The 18,499-nt window shown below is 69.6% G+C and carries 14 protein-coding genes; 4 read left to right on the top strand and 10 right to left on the bottom strand.

Annotated elements, in window-relative coordinates:
• Positions 1–3: 3 nt before the first annotated feature.
• From CLV49_RS10835 to CLV49_RS10820, 4 genes are read right to left on the bottom strand one after another with little or no spacing between them, the layout of a single operon-like run.
• On the bottom strand, positions 4–1,938 hold the full coding sequence (locus CLV49_RS10835) for a glycogen debranching N-terminal domain-containing protein (RefSeq protein WP_106563553.1): 1,935 nt from the start codon (positions 1,936–1,938) through the stop codon (positions 4–6).
• Entirely contained in the window at positions 1,935–2,843 is a 909-nt protein-coding gene (locus CLV49_RS10830; protein WP_106563552.1) for a carbohydrate ABC transporter permease, read from the bottom strand. The genes CLV49_RS10835 and CLV49_RS10830 overlap by 4 nt, the downstream gene beginning before the upstream one ends.
• Positions 2,840–3,940: a carbohydrate ABC transporter permease gene (locus CLV49_RS10825; protein ID WP_106563551.1), complete on the bottom strand. Its 1,101-nt coding sequence runs from the start codon at positions 3,938–3,940 to the stop codon at positions 2,840–2,842. The genes CLV49_RS10830 and CLV49_RS10825 overlap by 4 nt, the downstream gene beginning before the upstream one ends.
• 2 nt (positions 3,941–3,942) lie before the next feature.
• Positions 3,943–5,193 (bottom strand): sugar ABC transporter substrate-binding protein, encoded by a 1,251-nt coding sequence (locus CLV49_RS10820; protein ID WP_106563550.1) that lies wholly within the window; start codon positions 5,191–5,193, stop codon positions 3,943–3,945.
• Positions 5,194–5,368: 175 nt separating this feature from the next.
• Here CLV49_RS10820 and CLV49_RS10815 point away from each other — a divergent pair, with 175 nt between their 5' ends.
• A complete protein-coding gene (locus CLV49_RS10815) occupies positions 5,369–6,406 on the top strand; it encodes a LacI family DNA-binding transcriptional regulator (protein WP_106563549.1) in 1,038 nt (345 codons plus the stop codon).
• 121 nt (positions 6,407–6,527) lie between these two features.
• Here CLV49_RS10815 and CLV49_RS10810 read toward each other — a convergent pair whose 3' ends face one another.
• The 5 genes from CLV49_RS10810 to aztB all read right to left on the bottom strand — a co-directional run bounded on the left by CLV49_RS10810 (position 6,528) and on the right by aztB (position 12,144).
• Positions 6,528–7,748, bottom strand: a complete 1,221-nt coding sequence (locus CLV49_RS10810; protein WP_106563548.1) for an MFS transporter — start codon at positions 7,746–7,748, stop codon at positions 6,528–6,530.
• An 83-nt stretch (positions 7,749–7,831) separates the two neighbouring features.
• Positions 7,832–9,031 (bottom strand): zinc metallochaperone AztD, encoded by a 1,200-nt coding sequence (gene aztD / locus CLV49_RS10805; RefSeq protein WP_208019793.1) that lies wholly within the window; start codon positions 9,029–9,031, stop codon positions 7,832–7,834.
• A 34-nt stretch (positions 9,032–9,065) separates the two neighbouring features.
• Positions 9,066–9,992 carry a zinc ABC transporter substrate-binding protein AztC gene (gene aztC / locus CLV49_RS10800; protein WP_243696608.1) on the bottom strand — a complete coding sequence of 309 codons (927 nt, stop codon included), beginning with the start codon at positions 9,990–9,992 and terminating at the stop codon, positions 9,066–9,068.
• A gap of 2 nt (positions 9,993–9,994) precedes the next feature.
• A complete protein-coding gene (locus CLV49_RS10795) occupies positions 9,995–11,230 on the bottom strand; it encodes an ABC transporter (RefSeq protein ID WP_106563547.1) in 1,236 nt (411 codons plus the stop codon).
• Positions 11,231–11,280: 50 nt separating this feature from the next.
• Positions 11,281–12,144 (bottom strand): zinc ABC transporter permease AztB, encoded by an 864-nt coding sequence (aztB, locus tag CLV49_RS10790; protein ID WP_208019794.1) that lies wholly within the window; start codon positions 12,142–12,144, stop codon positions 11,281–11,283.
• A 56-nt stretch (positions 12,145–12,200) separates the two neighbouring features.
• Between aztB and aztA the strand changes: the two genes are divergently transcribed.
• On the top strand, positions 12,201–12,851 hold the full coding sequence (aztA, locus tag CLV49_RS10785; RefSeq protein WP_106565029.1) for a zinc ABC transporter ATP-binding protein AztA: 651 nt from the start codon (positions 12,201–12,203) through the stop codon (positions 12,849–12,851).
• Between the two features lie 15 nt (positions 12,852–12,866).
• Here the strand turns inward: aztA and CLV49_RS10780 are convergent, their stop codons facing one another.
• Entirely contained in the window at positions 12,867–13,526 is a 660-nt protein-coding gene (locus CLV49_RS10780; RefSeq protein ID WP_158261955.1) for a TetR/AcrR family transcriptional regulator, read from the bottom strand.
• Positions 13,527–13,633: 107 nt separating this feature from the next.
• Here CLV49_RS10780 and CLV49_RS10775 point away from each other — a divergent pair, with 107 nt between their 5' ends.
• On the top strand, positions 13,634–16,429 hold the full coding sequence (locus CLV49_RS10775; protein ID WP_106563545.1) for an MMPL family transporter: 2,796 nt from the start codon (positions 13,634–13,636) through the stop codon (positions 16,427–16,429).
• The gene (locus tag CLV49_RS10770) at positions 16,426–18,429 is read left to right on the top strand and encodes a YhgE/Pip family protein (RefSeq protein WP_106563544.1); all 2,004 of its coding nucleotides are present in this window, start codon (positions 16,426–16,428) and stop codon (positions 18,427–18,429) included. The genes CLV49_RS10775 and CLV49_RS10770 overlap by 4 nt, the downstream gene beginning before the upstream one ends.
• Positions 18,430–18,499: the final 70 nt, after the last annotated feature.

Genomic DNA, 18,499 nt, shown 5'->3' with positions numbered 1-18,499 from the left:
AGGCTAGCGATGACGAACGTCGTCCCGACTCGACGCGCGCGTCACGTCCATCGCCGTGATGGCGGCCGCGGCCGACCAGGCCTGCGGGCGGCACGCGGCCGGGTAGGGCGTCGGCACGCTCGTCATCCCCGAGTCGTCGCCCGAGTGCAATTCGGGCATGCGGAAGTCGAATCCCTCCGCGGCGGCGAGGAGTCCGTCGACGACCATCCGGGCTTCCTCATGCCGTCCCGCCAGGGCCATGCCGCGGGCGACGATCGCGGAGTCGTGGGTCCAGACGCTGCCGCCGTGATAGCTCAGCGGCCAGTAGCCGGCCGCCTGCGTGGACATGGTCCGTAGCCCGAATCCGGACAGCATCGTCGGTCCGACGAGGAGGCCGGCGACGTGCGCCTCGTCGTCCGCATCGAGGATGCCGGTGCCCAGGAGGTGACCGATGTTGCTCGTCAGGGTGTCGACCGGCCGCTTGTTCGCGTCGAGCGCGATGCCGGGGTAGCGACCTTCTGGCGTCTGCACCCAGTAAGCATCGGCGAACCTCGACTTCAACGACGCCGCCCAATCACGCAGTTCCTGCCCACCGGTCTCGCCGAGCCTGTCGAGGATCTCGGCGCCGGCGCACGCGGCTTCGTACGCGTACCCCTGCACCTCGCTCAGCGCGATGGGGCCCTCGGCGAGGCTTCCGTCACGCCACTGGATGGAGTCTCCGGAGTCCTTCCACCCCTGATTCGCGAGCCCGTGACCCGTGGTGTCGATGTAGTCGATGAAGCCGTCGCCGTCGCTGTCGCCGTGGTGGAGCAACCAGTCGAGCGCCGCACGGAGCGTCGGCAGCAACGACCGGACCTCGTCATCGGGCATCCCCGCAGCCCACGCCTCGGAGAGGAGGCAGACCCACAACGGGGTCGCGTCGACGGTGCCGTAGTAGACGGGGGGAAGGAGGATGCCCTCCGCAGGCATATCGACGGGCGCCCCCCGCAGCTCGTGCAGGATCTTGCCCGGCTGCTGAGCCGTGCTCGGCTCGTCCTCCGTTCCTTGGAGTCGGGCCAGCACACGCAGCGTCGAGGCCGCGATGCGCCAGTCGACGGGCAGCAGCAGGCGCGCGGCCCACAGTGAGTCCCGCCCGAACAGGGTGAAGAACCAGGGCGCTCCGGCGGCCAGGAACTCGTCGTCGGGGTGGTCCGGGAGGGCGAGTCGGAGCGCGTCGAGGTCGCCGAGCGCTCGCTCCACCCAGCGCGTCAGCCGAGGGTCGTCCCCCTCGGGGCGCGCATCCCAACCGGTCGCACTGGTCACGCCGCGCACCACGAGGCCGGAGTCGTGCAACGACTGCTTCCAGGAGAGATCCACCCGCCCGCGCGCGTCGAGCTCCACCTCCCAGGAGAGCGCGATGTCCTCGCCCGCGACGTCGACGCGCGCACCCGGCGCGGTGATGTCGAGGGTCTTCCCGTTCGACGATGCACAAACGGCATCGGCTGCGGGGTCGACGGTCATCGAGACGGCACCGGCGCGCGGCGCGCCCGCCTTCACATCCGTGAGGGAGGCGAACTCGGGTGTGAGCGTCAGGCGCACGGTCGTGCGCACCGGCGCGGCGAGTGCCGACACGACCGAGATCGTCTCGAGCACGTCGCCGTCGGCGACGATGCGCTCGCGAAGGATCCGCACCTGCGGGTCCGGGAACCGGTCGTCGATCGCGCGGAGCAGCCCACCGAAGACCACCCGAGAGGGGCCGTCGGGCGACACCGAGATCCACTCGGGAACGTGTCCGTCGTAGGTGAGCGCAGCCCGCCGCAGGAACCGTACGTCGCCGTGGTAGACGCCGTCGATCGCGCCGTCGCCCATGTCGCCGCTCCGCGCCGACCACACCTGAGTGGGCGCGCGGAGCGCGATGACGGAGTCGTTCAGCAGGGGCTGGCGGGGGGTCTCGGTGGTGGCGTCCGCCGCGTTCGTCATCCTTTGACAGCTCCTTCGGTGTTGTTCATGATGCGTTTCTGGAAGATGAAGAAGAGCACCGCGACGGGGATCGTCATGATCGCCGCTGCTGCGAGCTTCAGCGGGTACTGCGTGCCCTGACTGAGCTGCCCGGAGGCGAGACTCGCGACGCCCTTCGTCAGCGTCGTCAGCTCGGGCGATTGCGTGGAGACGATGAAGTGGCTCAGCTCGTTCCACGAGCCTTGGAACGACAGGATCACGATCGTGATGAGCGCGGGTCTCGCCATCGGGAGGACGATCGACCAGAACACCCGGAAGGTCCCGGCGCCGTCGATACGGGCCTGTTCCTCGACCGACACGGGGATCGATTCGAAGAAGTTCTTCATGATGAACACCCCCGCGGCGTCGACGAGCAACGGCAGGATCATGCCGGCGTACGAGTCGTACATGCCGATCTGGTTGAGCACGAGGAACTTCGGGATGAGCAGAACGACGGCAGGAACAGCCATGACCCCCACGACGAGCGCGAAGATCACGCCGCGTCCGCGGAAGTCGAGTCGGGCCAGGGCGTATCCGGCGAGCGACGCGAAGAACACGCGGCCGAGCGTCACGCACACCGTCACGATCGCGGAGTTCGCGAACCAGATCGGGTAGTCGCTCCGACCGAACAGGGCCTCGTAGGCCGCGAACGTGAACGTCTGCGGAACGAGTGAGAGCGCGCTGTCGGCCGCCTCGGCGTCCGTCTTCACGGACGTCGCCAGCTGCACGAGGAACGGGAAGATGTAGACGATGGCGAGGGACACCAGCATCGCGTACAGCAGTGGCTGGCCGATGGCGCGGCGGCTGGCCCATGGTCGCCGTCGACGGGCGGGACGGGCGGGGTCCACCTGACGGACCTTCGCCTGCGCGGGGATCACCTCGCTCATCGTGCGGTCTCCCTGATCTCGTACTGGCGGGCGCGACGCTTCGAGACGGGACGTTCGCGGAGCACCCAGCGTTGAAGCACCGTGAAGGCGATGATGATGAGGAACAGGATGAAGGCGATCGCCGAGCCCTCCCCCCACTCCTGGCCGACGAAGGCGGACTGGTACGAGAGGTAGGCGGGGGTCAGCGTCGTCTTGGCCGGCCCGCCCTGCGTTCCGGTGTAGATCTGCTCGAAGACCTGCCAGCAGCCGATCAGTCCGAGCGTGAGGACGGTGAAGAGCGTCGGTCGCAGCTGCGGCAGGGTGATGTGCCAGAAGCGCTGCCACCCGCTCGCGCCGTCCATGACGCCGGCCTCGCCGAGCTCGGCGCCCACGTTCTGAAGCGCGGCGATGAAGAGCAGCATGAACGTGCCACTCGTGGTGAAGATGGCCATGAGCATGAACGCGAACATCGCCACGGAGGGTCCGCCGAGCCACTCGTACCACGACACTCCCAGCGGTCCGCCGCCGGTGAGCGCCTCGGGCGCCCCCGTGATACCGATCGTCGCGAGAGCGTTGTGGAAGATCTGACTGGGATCGTTGAACCAGTTGGGTCCGCTGATGCCGAACCAGCCGAGGAAGGAGTTGACGACACCCGTCGTGGAGAAGAGGAACAGCCACAGGATCGTGATCGCGACCGAGCTCGTCACCGAAGGGAAGTAGAAGGCCGTGCGGAAGAAGCCTCGCCCGCGCAGGATCGCCCGATTGACGAGGACGGCGAGGAACAGCGACAGAGCCGTCTGCAGCGGCACGACGAGCGCGACGTACCAGGCGTTGTTGCGGAGGGAGAGGCCGAAGTTGCGCTCGGCGAGCCCGCCGCCTGAGGTGACCGCCGCGTAGTTGTCGAGGCCGACGAAACCGACCTCGCCCGAAAGGGGGCTCCCCCGACCCTGCCAGTCGGAGACGCTGACCCAGATCGCCATCAATACGGGGACGAAGAGGAACAGTCCCAGGATCAGGATGACCGGGGCGGTGAACAGCCAGCCGGCGGCGGTCTCCCCGCGCCGGATCCCTGAAGACTTACGGGATCCGGCGCGGGGAGTGGTGACCGTGTTCGGCATGGTCAGCCGACCGTGGCCTCGAGGTTCGACTGCACCGACTGGAGGATCGTCTCCGGGTCACCGGTCTTCAGCGCCTCGAGCTGTGCGTTGAAGTCGGCGACCACGTCAGCCGTGCCGGCCTGGGTCGGCAGGAACTGGGCGTAGTCCGCTCCGCTGAGGAACGCGGCGTCCTCCGGGTTGGCCTCGGTCCACGCATCCGCGGCGGACTGCACCGACGGCATGGGTCCGAACGCCTCGGAGAAGGCGAGCTGCTGGTCGGCGGCGGTCAGGTACTCGACGAGATCGAGAGAGGCCTCCTGGTTGGGGCTGTCCGCGGCCATGCCCCAGCAGTTGGTGTACTGCAGCGTGCCCTGCCCGGACGGACCGGCGGGGAGTTCGGCGACCTGGTAGTTCACGTCGGGGAAGTCTGCCGTCATCGCTCCACCGATCCAGTTGCCCTCGATGACCATCGCCGCGAGTCCCTTGCCGAAGGCCTCTCCGCCCCAGCCGGCGCCGATATCGGCGGCGTAGGCGAAGTTGCCGGCGGACAGGTTCTCCTTCACGTACTCGAGGGCTTCGACGTTCTCCGCACTGTCGGCCACCACGGTGTCGCCGTCGACGAGGGCTCCGCCGGCCTGCGCCATGAAGGCGCCGACGCGCTGGTACTCGGCTCCGAATGCCAGACCCACCTGGCCGTCGGTGGTGAGTGTCGTGCTGACGTCTGCGAGCTCGTCCCATGTCGTGGGGATGTCGGCATCGGTGAGGCCGGCGGCCTCCCACAGGTCGGTGTTGATCACGAGGCCGAGCGTGGAGAAGTCCTTCGGCGCACAGTAGAACTCGTCGTCGTAGGTGAAGTTCTCGACGAGCGCCGGGTAGAAGTCGTCCTTGTTGGACAACTCGTCGCCGTAGGCCTTCAGCGATCCGTTGTCGGCGTAGCCGGCGATCGCATCCGAGGACAGGTAGAACAGGTCGGGCGGCGATCCGGCCGCGAATCCCTGCGCGAGCTGCTGGTTGAGGTCACTGGCGACCTCGACGCTGGCTTCGACGCCGGACTCCTCAGACCAGGCGGCGACCGTCTCCTCGACGGCGGTGGCCTCGGCGTCGCCGCTCGCGGCGATGAGGATCGTGAGACTGTCGTCCGAGCTCGTGAGCCCCTCGGTCGCACCACCCTCGGAGTCGTCGAATCCCGAACCACCACATCCGCTCAGAACGAGCGCGCTGGCGACCGCCAGCGCACCGGCGCCGACCATCGCGCGTGATTTGTGCCGTGTCATCTTTCTCTCCTTTGATGAAAGTTGGCAGCCGGTCGTGCCCCTGCGACCAGAACTTGATCGTTCAAATTGCTGCTGCTCGAAAAGCTACAGTTCGGAAATTCCGCTGTCAAGCCGCGGGACGATACGGTGAAGCCACACGATTTGAACGTTCAGGTCGAAGAGGGTGGGGAGAGCCGTGTCGAAGCTGCCGACGGTCGAGGATGTCGCGCGGGCGGCTGGCGTCTCCCGCCAGACCGTCTCGAACGTGCTCAACTCCCCCGGCATCGTGCGGGAGGCCACCCGCAAACGCGTGGAGCAGGCGATCGACGAGCTGAAGTACCGGCCGTCAGCCGCCGCCCGTCAGTTGCGCACGCGCCGCAGTTCCGCCATCGGCGTGCATCTCGACCCCTACAGCGGCGGCATCTCGGGGGTGCTCCTCGATCGTTTCGTCCATGCCCTCACCGAGCGCGCGAGCGAACGGGGCATGCGCGTCTGCGTCTACAGCGCGCGGTCGCCCGAGGAGGAGATGGAGCGGCTCGGGGCGCTCATCGACGGCGGCGAGATCGATGCGGCGGTCGTCACGGGCACCTTCTTCGGCGACCCCCGAACCGGCTGGCTCACCCAGCGCAACCTGCCGTTCGTCTCCTTCGGTCGGCCCTGGGGCGGCGACGACGTCTTCGCGTCCGCGCACAGCTGGGTCGACGTCGACGGCGCCACCGGAACCGCGGCCGCCACCGCCTGGGCGATCGAGAACGCCGGTCCGAGGGTGGGATGGTTCGGCTGGCCGTCCGATCAGGGCACCGGCGATGACCGCCGCCGCGGGTGGCAGCAGGCCATGGCCGCGGCCGGCTCGGTAGGCCCCACCTTCGAGGTCGCTGACGAGGTCGTCGCCGCACGGCAGCTCATGACCGCCGCGTTCGGCCAGGACGGGCTGGGTGAGCAGCTGGACGCCCTCGTGTGCGTCAGCGACTCGCTCGCCGTCGGCGCACACCTGGCCGCCGCCGATGCGGGTCGTCGCGACCTGACCGTCATCGGCTTCGACAACACGCCCGTCGCCGAGGCTCTCGGCCTTCCGAGTGTCGAGCAGTCCCCCGAACTCGTCGCCGCCGGCGCGCTCGACCTCCTCATGGGCGAGACGGGCACGATGGTCGCGCCGCTCGATTCGACGACACCCGCCGAGCACGTGCTCGTGGCCCCTCGGCTCGTCGTCCGCGAACCGGCGCTCCACCGCTGAGGCCGGGCGCGTGTCGGGGCTTCAGCCCCTCGTGTCGACCCGCCCGAGGCCTCATCTCACCCCATGGCTGCTGCCGTTCGGAGAGGGAGGCAGTTCCGTTCGAGCCGGGCCGGGTGGGTAGTCAGCTGGAGGCGCCGCCGTTTCGACAGTCGTGCAGCCCCCCGGGCCGGAAGAGCACGAACGCGATCGCGGCGCAGGCCACGAAGACGATGCCTCCCGCCCGCACGGGGACCGCGATGTCCACCACCGCGAGCAGCCCGCCGAGGAGCGACCCCAGGGCAAGACCGAGCAGCCCGAGCACGCGCGCTGCGGCGTTCACTCGGCCTCGGAACGAGTCGGGAACGAGCCGCTGGCGGAGCGACGTCGAGCAGATCCCCCACACCACCGCGTGGAGGATGTAGACGGCTAGAAGGATGGCAGCGATGATCGCGTCGTCCGTCGCGGCGAGAGCGACGAGCGACGCCGCACCCGTGAGCAGGCTTGCGACGATCGTCCAGCGGTAGCCGATTGCCGAACGGATCAGCGCCGCCGTGAAGGATCCGACGAGGCCCCCGATCGATGAGAGGGCGAGGATCACGCCATAACCCACACCGTCGAGGCCCAGCCGCTCGCCGACGAAGATGACGAAGATCGAGAACGGCAGCATGTAGCCGACGCTCGCGAGGGCCCCGATCAGAGCCAGTCCTCCGACGACCCGATGCCGGGCGAGCCACGCGGCACCCGCCGCGGCCTCGCTCCACATCGACGGCCGAACGGTCGATGCCGGCATGACCGTCGTCGAGCGCACGGGGAGTGCGAGCGCAACGAGGCCGGCGACGGCCCACAGCCCTCCCATGGCGAAGATCGGCGCGGCCGCGGCGAGCGCGAAGAGGAACCCGCCGAGCGGCGGACCCGCGAACTCATCGGCGACGAGCTGCGCCGCCGAGATCCGACCGTTCGCGCTGTCGAGCCGTTCCTTCGGGACGACGCTCGGCACGAGGGACGACGCGGCGTTGTCCGCGGCGCTCTCCAGGGTTCCGACGATCGCGTACGCGACGTAGAGGAGGATCAGCCCGCCGACGCCGGCCTGCACGCAGATCGCCAGGGCGAGGACGGCCACGCCCCGCAGGACGTTCGCGACGACGAGGATGGTCCGACGGTCGACTCGATCGACCCACACCCCGATGGGCAGCGCGACGAGCAGCCGGACGAGCGCGTACAGCGTCGACAGGCCGGCGACCCAACGTGGATCGTCGGTGAGCGAGGTCGCGAGCAGTGGAATCGAGACGAAGGCCAGCCCGTCGGCGAGGTTGGATGCAGCATTCGCACTCCAGAGCACGCTGAAGGAACGGCCGAGGGACATCCATCCAGCCTAGGTCGCCGGTGATCCCGAACACGCGAGGGGCGCGGAGCCGATGGCTCCGCGCCCCTCAGTCATTCGGTGGATCAGCCGGCGGCGACGGCGATCTCGTTCGGTGTGACGTCGAGCTCGCCGGTCGCGACGATCTCGCCGGTGCTCAGGTCGACCGCGTGGATGCTGTCCGCGGCCGGCTCCGTCACGTAGGCGATGCCGTCGGCGACGGTGATGGCGGGGTGCGGGTCCTGCCACTCGACGGGCGACTCCCATGCGTCGATCACAGGGTAGGACTCCGTGAGCTCGCCGGTCTCGGGGTCGAGAACGTGGATCGCCCCATCCGAACCGATGATGTACGCGAGGTCGTCAGGGCCGCGAGCGACTCCGCGGAAGGTGTACTCCACACCCTCGGGAAGGTCGACGACCTCGAGGGTGTCAGCGGTCGTGTCGATGAGCGTGACCGCGCCGAGGAGGTAGCCCTCGGCGTCGGGATCGGTCTTGTAGTCGCCGACCACGATCGGGCTGGACTCGCTGACGTAGGCGTTGCCCATCCGGCCGTAGGGCTGATCGGGGGCGTCGAGCTTCACGATCTCGCCGTCGCGGTAGACGAGCGCGCCGTCCTCGCACCCGAACACCACGGCCTCGTCGGCCGCCGTGCCCTCGCCGTGGACACCGGGGCACTGGTCGTTCGACGCGATCACAGCACCGGAGGCGTCGCGCACCTCGATGCCGTTACGTCCGTCAGCGTTTCCGACGGTCGTGAGGAAGGTGCCGTCCTCGAGCACGACGGACACACCGTGGTGCGCCTCGACGCCCGGGATGGTCTCGACCTCGGGGAGGCCGTCCGACGAGGCGAGCGCGTCGGTGTCGAAGATCGTCGTGTCGCTCGTGCCGTCGGCGTAGAGGATCGTCTTGCCGCCGTGGCGGACGACGTGTCCGGGGGTATCAGCGGCGAAGATCGTGTCCGTGAGCTCGGGTTCGTCGGTCGTACCGGCACCGGTGTCGAGCACCTGGAAGCCATCGCTCATCGTGACCATGACGTGCCGGCCGTCACCGGCCGGGTTGAGGCGCGTGAACTCCTCGCTGCCGAGGTCGGCGACGGTCTCGAGGGTCGTGCCGTCGAGGACGAGGATTCCACCCTCGTAGGCGACGGCGATCCGTCCGTCGGCCGCAGCCGGAGTCGTCGTGGTGTCGGCCGACGGCGCGGTGCTCGTCGAACAGGCCGCGAGGGTGGCGATGGTGCCGACAGCGAGCAGCGTGACGCCGGCTCGTCGGAGGCGCGGGGTATTCATAGGCGTTTCCTTCTTCTTGTGGTGGGTCGAGCGCTCAGCGAGAGAGCCCTGTTGCGATGCGCTCCGTGTTGACGCGCATCATGGTCAGGTAGTCGGGGGCGCCGCCGTCGGGTCCCGTGAGGGACTCCGTGAACAGCTCGACGACGTCGACGCGGATATCGGCCTCGCTCGCGAGCGCCTGGACGAGCCGGTCTGGCGACGAGGACTCCGCGAAGATCGTGGGCACCCCGGTCTCCTCGACGGCCTCGACGAGGTCGGCGAGATCGGAGGCGGACGGGGCCGCGAGGGTCGTACCGCCGGGGATGACGGCCCCGACGACGTCGAAATCGAAGCGGTCGGCGAGGTAACCGAAGACGTGGTGGTTGGTGACGAGCGCCCGGCGCTCCTCGGGGATCGCGGCGAAGGCCGCGACCATCTCCGCGTCGAGGTCCTCGAGCTCCGCACGATAGGCGGCCGTGTGCTCGGAGACGACACCCGGATCCGCACCCTCGAGCTCGGCGAGCACCGGCTCGAGCGCGTCGACCACGTCGATCATGCGCGCGGGATCGGTCCAGAAGTGCGAGTCCGGACTCCCCTCCGCGTCGCCCTCGCTGTAATCGAGGACGTCGATGGCGTCGCCGGCGACGAACGTCTCCACGCCGTCGGCGGCCGCGGCGTCGAGGTGCTGCTGCAGGCCTTCCTCGAGCCCGAGCCCGTTCGAGACGACGAGGTCGGCCGAGCGCACGCGGGCGGCCTCCTGCGCGGAGATCTCGAACGAGTGCGGGTCGGCGTTCGGCTTCATGAGGGTGACGACCTCCGCCTCGCCGCCGACGAGTTCGCCGACGACGTCGCCGAGGATGTTCGTCGAGACGATCACGAGGGGACGGTCGTCTCCGGCTGGCGAACACCCCGCGAAGGAGAGCACCACGGCGATGGCCGTCGCAGTGGTGGCCAGCGTCGCGCGCAGAACGTTCCGGTTCACGCTCACCGTCCCGTCTCGGCCGTGAAGAGCGGCTCGGTGGCGGTCTCGAACGTGCGCGCGATGCGCGCGCCGTCGGCGTAGTCGATCTCGTACAGCTGCCGCTCCGAAGGGGCGCTGAGGTAGGCCCGCTGCTGGTCGGCGACGAGCGCGGGAGTCCAGCCGTCGGCGAGCGACGCATCGACGAGGGGGGCGGTCTCGGCGATGACGGAGCCGACGGCGTCGAGGACGAGCACGCGGCCGTCCTCGGTGAGAGCGAGCACGTTCTCGTCCTCGTCGTCGACGGCCGTCACGTGCACGAGCGGGGCCGGTGCGGGCAGCAGGGTCCACGAGCGCTCACGGGTATCGAGCAGCCAGACGCCCTCGTCCCCGGCGAGGCCCGCGACGGTGGGGCGGCCCTCGCGATTGTCGAACGCCGTCGCGGCCGGGGCGGTCGTATCGGCGGGGTACGGGATCCGCTCCACGACGAGCTCGTCGTCCTCCACCGACGCGAGCAGCGCCCCGTCTCCGCACCCGATGACGGCACCCACGCGGGTGGTGATGGTGCCGGCAGCGTGAGGGCACGCCTCCACGAGACCGGTCTTCCGCCCCTCGGAGGTGTAGCCGACGACGGCCGTCGAGGCACCCGTGCCCTCCGTGACGAGCGCGAACGATCCGACGGGTACGACCATCCCCGCGCCGGGCTCGGCCGTGAGCCGGAACAACTCCGAGATCGCTCCCTTCGAGAGCGCCTCGGTGTCGAGCAGCACGGCCTCGCCGGATTCGGCGAAGAAGACCCCCGTGCCGCCCGTGGTCGACAGGTTCGTGGTGGCGACGGTCGCCTCGCCGCCGCCCTCGACCGTGCCGATCAGCCGCGGGTCGGCCCGGTAGTAGTGGAAGTGGTCCACGTGATCCCACGTCCACACACCGCTGTCGACGATCTCGAGGCCGGCGTCCGTCTGCGCGAACAGGTAGCGACCGTCGGTCGTCATCGCCTCCGGAGCCCCGATACTGCCGATCTCGGTGACGGTCTCGTCCAGGAGATCCAGATGCGAGACCGACCCCATCGGATCGATCGAGGTGAGTCCGAGCCGCGGTTCGGAGAGCTCCGCGGCGTTCGCGACCGCTCCATGCCCGTCACCGGCCGCCCCCTCTGAGCCCGTCTCGTCCGAGGTCGGGGCGGCGGGGCCGGGCGCGCATGCGGAGAGTCCGAACGCGAGCGCGCCGAGGAGGAGAGCGGACGTGGTGTGGCGGAGGTGCACGGAGACCTTTCAGATGGGGCGGAACGAGGAGGGTAGGGCGCGGCCGGGAGTTAAGCCGGCACGGGGATCTGCAGGCGTCGCGGTCGGAACGCCGTGAGCGACGCGCGCGCGGCCCACGACAGACCCGCGACGGCTATGGCGGTCGCCGCCACCGATGCCCCGGCTGCCGTCGCCGCATGCCAGGAGATCAGCAGCCCGACGAACACCGAGACGACACCGAGCACGGCGGCGAGCACCATCCGAGTGGGGATGCGCGTGGTCCACTGCGCGGCGGCGACCGCCGGCGCGAGGAGCAGCCCGACCACGAGGAGCGAGCCGACGGCCTGATAGGACGCGACGACCGCGAGGGTCACGAGGCCGACGAGCACGGCCTGGGCTGAGCGCGGACCGAGACCGAGCACGGCTGCGATCCGGGTGTCGAGCGCGAGCGCCACGAGCGGCCGGTGGAAGGCGGCGGCGAGCGCGATCCCGGCGAGCGCCGCGATCGCGAGAAGCGCGATGTCGAGTGCCGTGATCGCGAGGATGTCGCCGAAGAGGATCGACGTCGCGTCGGTCGCGAAGCTGCCCGAGTGGGAGATGACGATGACGCCGAGCGCCAGCATCGCGACGAAGAGCATGCCGATGCTCGTGTCGTAGGAGAGCCGGGCACGGCGTTGCAGGGCCGCGATCCCGACACTCATCGCGACGGCGCTGACCGCCCCACCGACGAGCACGGGCATTCCGAGAACCGTCGCGAGCGCGACGCCCGGCAGCATGCCGTGCGCCAGGGCCTCGCCGAGGAAGGCCATTCCGCGGATCACGACCCACGTGCCCACGACACCGCAGAGCACGGCGACGAGCGCTCCACCCACGAGGGCGCGCTGGAGGAAGTCGAGCGTGAACGGCTCGAGGATTCCGACGATCGGGAAGGGCATGACACCCGACCGTAGTCGATAATGAGAACAGTTATCAACTGAGTAGGATGGACGGCATGACGTCGATCACCACCCACTCGCGGCAGCGGGCTCACCTGCGCGGCGTGCACGTCGACTTCGACGGCCGCAGCGCACTCGGAGGGGTGGATCTCGACGTTCATGCCGGATCGACGACGGTCATCGCAGGACCGAACGGCGCCGGCAAGTCCACTCTCCTCGAGGTACTCGCCGGCACGCGCGACCCGACATCGGGCACACGCTCCGTCGATGGCGCGATCGCCTTCGTGCCGCAACGCACAGCCATCTCCGACCGGCTGCCCGTCACGGTTCGCGACGTCGTCACGGTGGGAACGTGGGGCCGGACGGGACGATGGCACCCGCTCGGCGCCGACGGCCGGGCCGCGGTCGCCGAGGCGATGGCCCGCCTCGGGATCACCGCGCTCGCGACCCACCCGTTAGCGTCCCTCTCGGGCGGTCAGCGTCAACGCGCGCTGCTCGCCCAGGGGATCGCGCGGGGCGCCGACCTCCTCCTCCTCGACGAACCGACCACGGGACTCGACAGCGACAGCGCCGAACGCATCCGCTCGATCATGCGATCGGAGGCCGAGCGGGGCGTCGCCGTCGTGTGCGTTTCACACGATCCCGTCGTGATCCGCGAGGCCGATCACGTCGTGCGCCTCGCCGACGGGGTGCGGATCGGGGAGTGACATCCGACCCTGGAATCAGTCGTCAGGCTCGGTCACGAGGTGCACGTACGCGACGATCGCGTCGAAGGCGAGCGAGTCCTCGACGGAGACGTCACCGGCCACTCCCACGAGGAGACGGTCCTCCGTGATGGCCCCGAAGAGGGCGAGCAGGGTGCGGGAGATGAGCTGCAGATCGCCGACGAAACGCAGCCCCGCGCCGAGCGTGACGGTCTGCAGGAGCTCGACCACGCGATCGTTGAGTCGCCGGGAGAAGTCCACGTAGCGGGCAGCGACGACGCCGTCGCGCATGGCGAGCAGGCGGTACTCGGCGACGATCCGGTGCCAGTTCGCCTCGCCACCGACGAACGTGATCATGGTGCGGACGACCTCCGCGACCACATCATCGTCGTCGGCGGGTGTCGCCGGCAGTACCTCCCTCGCGAGGTCCGACGCCTTGAGGAGAGTGCTGTCCACCTCGCGATCGGAGAGTGCGAAGAACAGCTCCTCCTTCGATTCGAAATTGGAATAGAAGGCGCCTCGGGAGAAGCCGGCCCGTTCGCAGATGGCCTCGACGGATGCCGCGTGCACTCCGGCCTCTGCGAAGACATCGAAGGCCGCGTCCATCAGACGCTCGCGCGTGCGGCGCCGTCGATCGGAGTCGGCGGCGGGGTGCACGGTCTCGACGTCAGGGGACATTCTGGGCCTTTCCTGGGGAGATTGCGATACACCAGTGTATCGGGATACATTCGTGTATTGGATACGCCGGTGTATCGAAACTTTCCCACCCATCCACAGGAGACCGCGTGTCCTCACTGCTGTATTCGCTCGGCCGCTGGGCGTTCCGCACCCGAAAGACCGTCGTCGCGATCTGGATCATCCTGCTCGCGCTCGTGGGCGGCTCCGCGCTCCTGTTCAACCAGGGCACCGACAACGGGGTCTCGATCCCGGGCACCGAGTCGCAGGAGGCGCTCGATCGCCTCGCGACGACGTTCCCCCAGGTGAGCGGTGCGACGGCTCAGATCGTCGTCGAGGTGCCGTCCGGCTCGAGCGTGCGGGACGACGACGTCGAGGGACCCGTCGAGGACGCCATCGCGAGCCTCGAGGACCTGAAGCAGGTCGACAGCGCCACCTCGCCGTACGACGGCACGGTCGACGACACCATCTCCGACGACTCGCGCGCGGCGATCGTGTCGATCCAGTTCGACGGCCCGTCCGGCGACATCACCGAGACGACGAAGGACGACGTCTCGACGATCGCCGCGACCCTCGCAGACGACCTGCCCGACGGTGTGAAATCCGCCCTCGGCGGCCAGCTCTACAGCACGTCGTTCCCCGCGTTCACGATCACCGAGGTGATCGGCATCCTCGTGGCGCTCGTGGTGCTCATGCTCACGTTCGGCTCGGCGATCGCCGCCGGCATCCCCCTCATGACGGCGCTCCTCGGCGTCGCCATCTCGATCGCCTTCATCTACATCTCCACGGCCTTCGGCACGGTCTCGTCGACGACCCCCATGCTCGCGCTCATGCTCGGACTCGCGGTGGGGATCGACTACGCGCTGTTCATCATCTCGAGGCATCAGGACAACCTGAAACGCGGCATGGATCCGGAGGAGTCGGCCGCCCAGTCGGTGGCCACGGCGGGCTCCGCCGTGATCTTCGCCGGCCTCACCGTGATCATCGCCCTCGTGGGGCTCTCGGTCGCCAACATCCCGTTCCTCACCGTCATGGGCGTCGCCGCGGCGGTCGGTGTGGCTGTCGCCGTGATCATCTCCCTCACGCTCATTCCCGCCATCCTCGGCATCGCCCGCATGCGGATCGTGCCGAAGCGGGTGCGGCGGAAGATCGAGGAACAGGGTGCGCACGACCCGCTCGCGCACGTCTCCTCCGACCACGAGGCCGTGAAGCCGAACCGCTTCTTCCACGGCTGGGTGAAGGCCGCCACGCGGTGGCCGATCGTCACGATCGTCGTCGTCGTGGGTGCTGTCGCTCTTCTCGCCCTGCCCGCCATGGGTCTCCGGCTCGCCCTCCCGGACGCCGGAGCGCTCCCGGAGGACGATCAGGCGCGCATCGCCTACGACATGGTCTCCGACAACTTCGGCGAGGGCTACAACGGTCCGCTCATCGTCACCGGCTCGATCGTCGAGAGCACCGATCCGCTCGGCCTCATGGACGACCTCAAGAGCGAGATCGAAGACCTCGACGGCGTCGCCGCCGTGCCGCTCGCCACCCCGAACGCCACAGCCGACACGGGCATCATCCAGGTGATCCCCGAAGGCTCGCCGGACTCCGAGGAGACGAAGGCGCTCGTCGCCGAGATCCGCGGGCTGCACCAGCACTTCCTCGACGAATACGACGTCGACCTCTCCGTGACCGGGTTCACCGCCGTCGGCATCGACGTCTCCGACCGACTCGGCGGAGCGCTCCTGCCCTTCGGAATCCTCGTCGTCGGACTCTCCCTCATCCTCCTCACGATGGTGTTCCGCTCCATCTGGGTCCCCGTCACGGCGGCCCTCGGCTACCTGCTCTCGGTGCTCGCGTCCTTCGGCGTCGTCGCCCTCGTGTTCGAGGACGGGGTGGGAGCAGACCTCCTCCACGTCGCGAACACCGGGCCGGTGATCAGCTTCATGCCGATCATCCTCATGGGTGTGCTCTTCGGCCTCGCGATGGACTACGAGGTGTTCCTCGTGGCCCGCATGCGGGAGGACTACGTGCACTCCGGCGACGCGAGGCGGTCGATCACGACAGGCTTCCTCGGCTCCGCCAAGGTCGTCACGGCCGCCGCGATCATCATGTTCGCGGTCTTCGCCGCCTTCGTCCCCGAGGGCGACACGAACATCAAGCCCATCGCGCTCGGACTCGCCACGGGCGTGTTCATCGACGCCTTCGTCGTGCGCATGACGTTGATGCCGGCGGTCCTCACGCTGCTCGGCGACCGCGCCTGGTGGATCCCGAAGAAGCTCGACAAGGTCCTCCCCCGCTTCGACGTGGAGGGCGAGGGCATCCACCAGGAGCTCGCCCTGCGCGACTTCCCCGCGCCCGGCGCCGACGTGGCGATCGCCGCGCAGGGCGTGCGTGTGGCGGACGACGACACCACGATCGTCTCCGACCTCTCCCTCGTGGTGCCTGTCGGCGGTTCACTCGTCCTCCAGGGCCCGTCGCCCCTCACCGTCTCGGCGGCCCTCCTGACACTCACGGGCCGGCTCGAGCCCACCGAGGGCAAGCTCAAGGTGGCCGGCCTGCCGTTGCCCGTCCGGGCGAGCGGCGCGCGCTCGCGCACCGGTTACGTCGACCTCGCGCGATCGGAGGACCCGGTCGTCGCCCTGCGACGCGCGGTCGCCGAGCGGCCATCGATCCTGGCCGTCGACGGCATCGACGCGATCTCCGACACGCGCGTGCGCGCCCAGCTCCGCGATCTCCTCGCGAGCACGAGCGGTGCACCGTCGCGACGAGGCGGGCCCACGGCGCTCCTCCTCGGAACCACCGGCGACACCGCCGACGTGCTGTCCGCGCCCGGCGCCACCCACCGACTCGCGGAGCCCGGGGCCGCCCCCGATCCGTCCGCACACTCCCGACACGCAGGAACGCAGGTACGCGCATGAGCACCCCCGTCAGCATCCTCGAACGCGCCGGCAGCCACCGCCGCATCGGCTGGCTCGGCATCCTCGGCATCATCCTCGTACCCCTCGTGGTGGCCGGGATCCTCGTCTGGGCCCTGTGGAACCCCGAGGAGCGCCTGCCGCAGGTCACCGCGGCCATCGTGAACAACGACGAGCCCGTGGAGATCGACGGTCAGCAAGTCCCCCTCGGACGCCAGCTCTCCGCCGGCCTCGTCGGCAACGACGACACCAACTACACCTGGGTCATCACCGACGAGGACGACGCGGAATCGGGTCTCGCCGACGGCAGCTACACGGCCGTCGTCACCATTCCCGAGAACTTCTCCGCCGCGGCGACCTCGGTGGGCGGTGACGCGGCCGACGCGGAGCAGGCCACGATCGACGTCTCCACCTCCGACCGCAGCCGACTCGTCGACGACGCCCTCACGGCGACGATCACCTCCACAGCCGCCTCCCTGACGGGCACGGAACTCACCACGTCCTACCTCGAGAACATCTACGTGGGCTTCAACACCCTCGGCGACCAGCTCGGCGAAGCCGCGGACGGCGCTCAGCAGTCCGCCGACGGAGCCGACCAGCTCGCGAGCGGTGCCGACGACCTCGCGACCGGAGCGGGCGAGCTCGCGACCGGAGCGGACACGCTCGAGACGGGGGCGAAAAGTCTCGCGAGCGGCGCGAGCGACCTCGCCGGCGGTGCGAGCGACCTCGACACAGGCGTGCAGGGGCTGGCTGGTGGTCTGACCGAACTCGACGAGAAGACCGCGGCGTTCCCGACGCAGACGCAAGCCGACCAGTTGGTCGCCGGTGTCGACCAGCTCGCATCCGGCACCTCAGCCGCGGTGACGGCGCTCCAGGGGCAGAACGCCGCCCTCGCCGCGCTCGCGCAGGAGTGCTTCACGAGCGGCGCGTCCGTCGACTACTGCACGCGGCTCGCGACGGCCGCGGGAACGGTCGACGCGATCGTCGAGGGCAACGGCACGGCGGACCTCCCCGGCCTGACACCCCTCGTGACGGGCACGCAGGATCTGGCCGATCAGGTCGGCCCGCTCGCGAGCGGGCTCCCGGCCCTCAAGTCCGGCATCTCCCAGCTCGCGTCCGGCGGCACGCAGCTCGCCTCCGGCTCCAGCCAGCTGTCGGCGGGAGCGAGCCAGCTCTCCTCCGGCGTCGCCCAGTACGCCACCGGCGTCTCGCAGTTCTCGGACGGCGTGACACAGCTGGCCGACGGTACGACGACCCTCGCCGACGGCGCCGGCAGCCTTGCCGACGGCGTCGGCCAGCTCGCCGACGGTCTCGACACGGCGGTCGAATCGATCCCCTCGTACAGCGAGAGCGACCGCGAGAACCTCGCGACCGTCGTCGCCGACCCGGTCGCGTCGGAGGGCGGCGGCATCGACTTCGGCTCGAAGGGAGCCCCCTTCTATGCAGTGCTCGCGCTGTGGATCGGCGCCCTCGGCTCGTTCGTCCTGCTGCGCGCGGTGCCGACGACGCTCGTCGGCTCCACACGGTCGTCGATCGCGCTCGTGCTGCGGTCGTTCGCTCCCGCCGCGATCGTGGGCGCGCTCCAGGGCGTGCTCGTGGCCGGGGTGCTGCAGCTGCAGCTGTCGTTCGGCGTCGCCGAATGGTTCGGGTTCGCAGCACTGCTCGCGCTCACGGGCGTCGCGTTCGCGGCCGTGACCCAGTCGCTCATCGCGGTCTTCGGGGGCACCGGGCGGTTCCTCTCGATGATCATCGCGATCGTGACCCTCGCGACGGGCATCGTCTCGACCGTGCCGGGAGTGCTCGACGCGGTGTTCGGCTTCCTGCCGGTCTCGCCGGCGCAGGAGGCGATCCGCGGACTCGTGGAGGGCACGGGTGGCCTCGCGCCCGCCGTCGTCGCCCTGATCCTCTGGACGCTCGGAGCGCTCGTCGTCTCGACGATCCGCGTGGCCACGGAACGCACGGTCCCGGCCCGCCGCTTCGCGCGCACCCCCACCACCGCCTGACCCACCCCCACACACCAAAAAGATCGCGATACACCCTCAAATCGAAGGGTGTATCGCGATCTTTTTGGTG

Origin of the sequence: Labedella gwakjiensis (assembly GCF_003014675.1) — a bacterium.
GTDB lineage: Bacteria > Actinomycetota > Actinomycetes > Actinomycetales > Microbacteriaceae > Labedella > Labedella gwakjiensis.
This window is presented reverse-complemented; position numbering and strand designations above follow the sequence as displayed.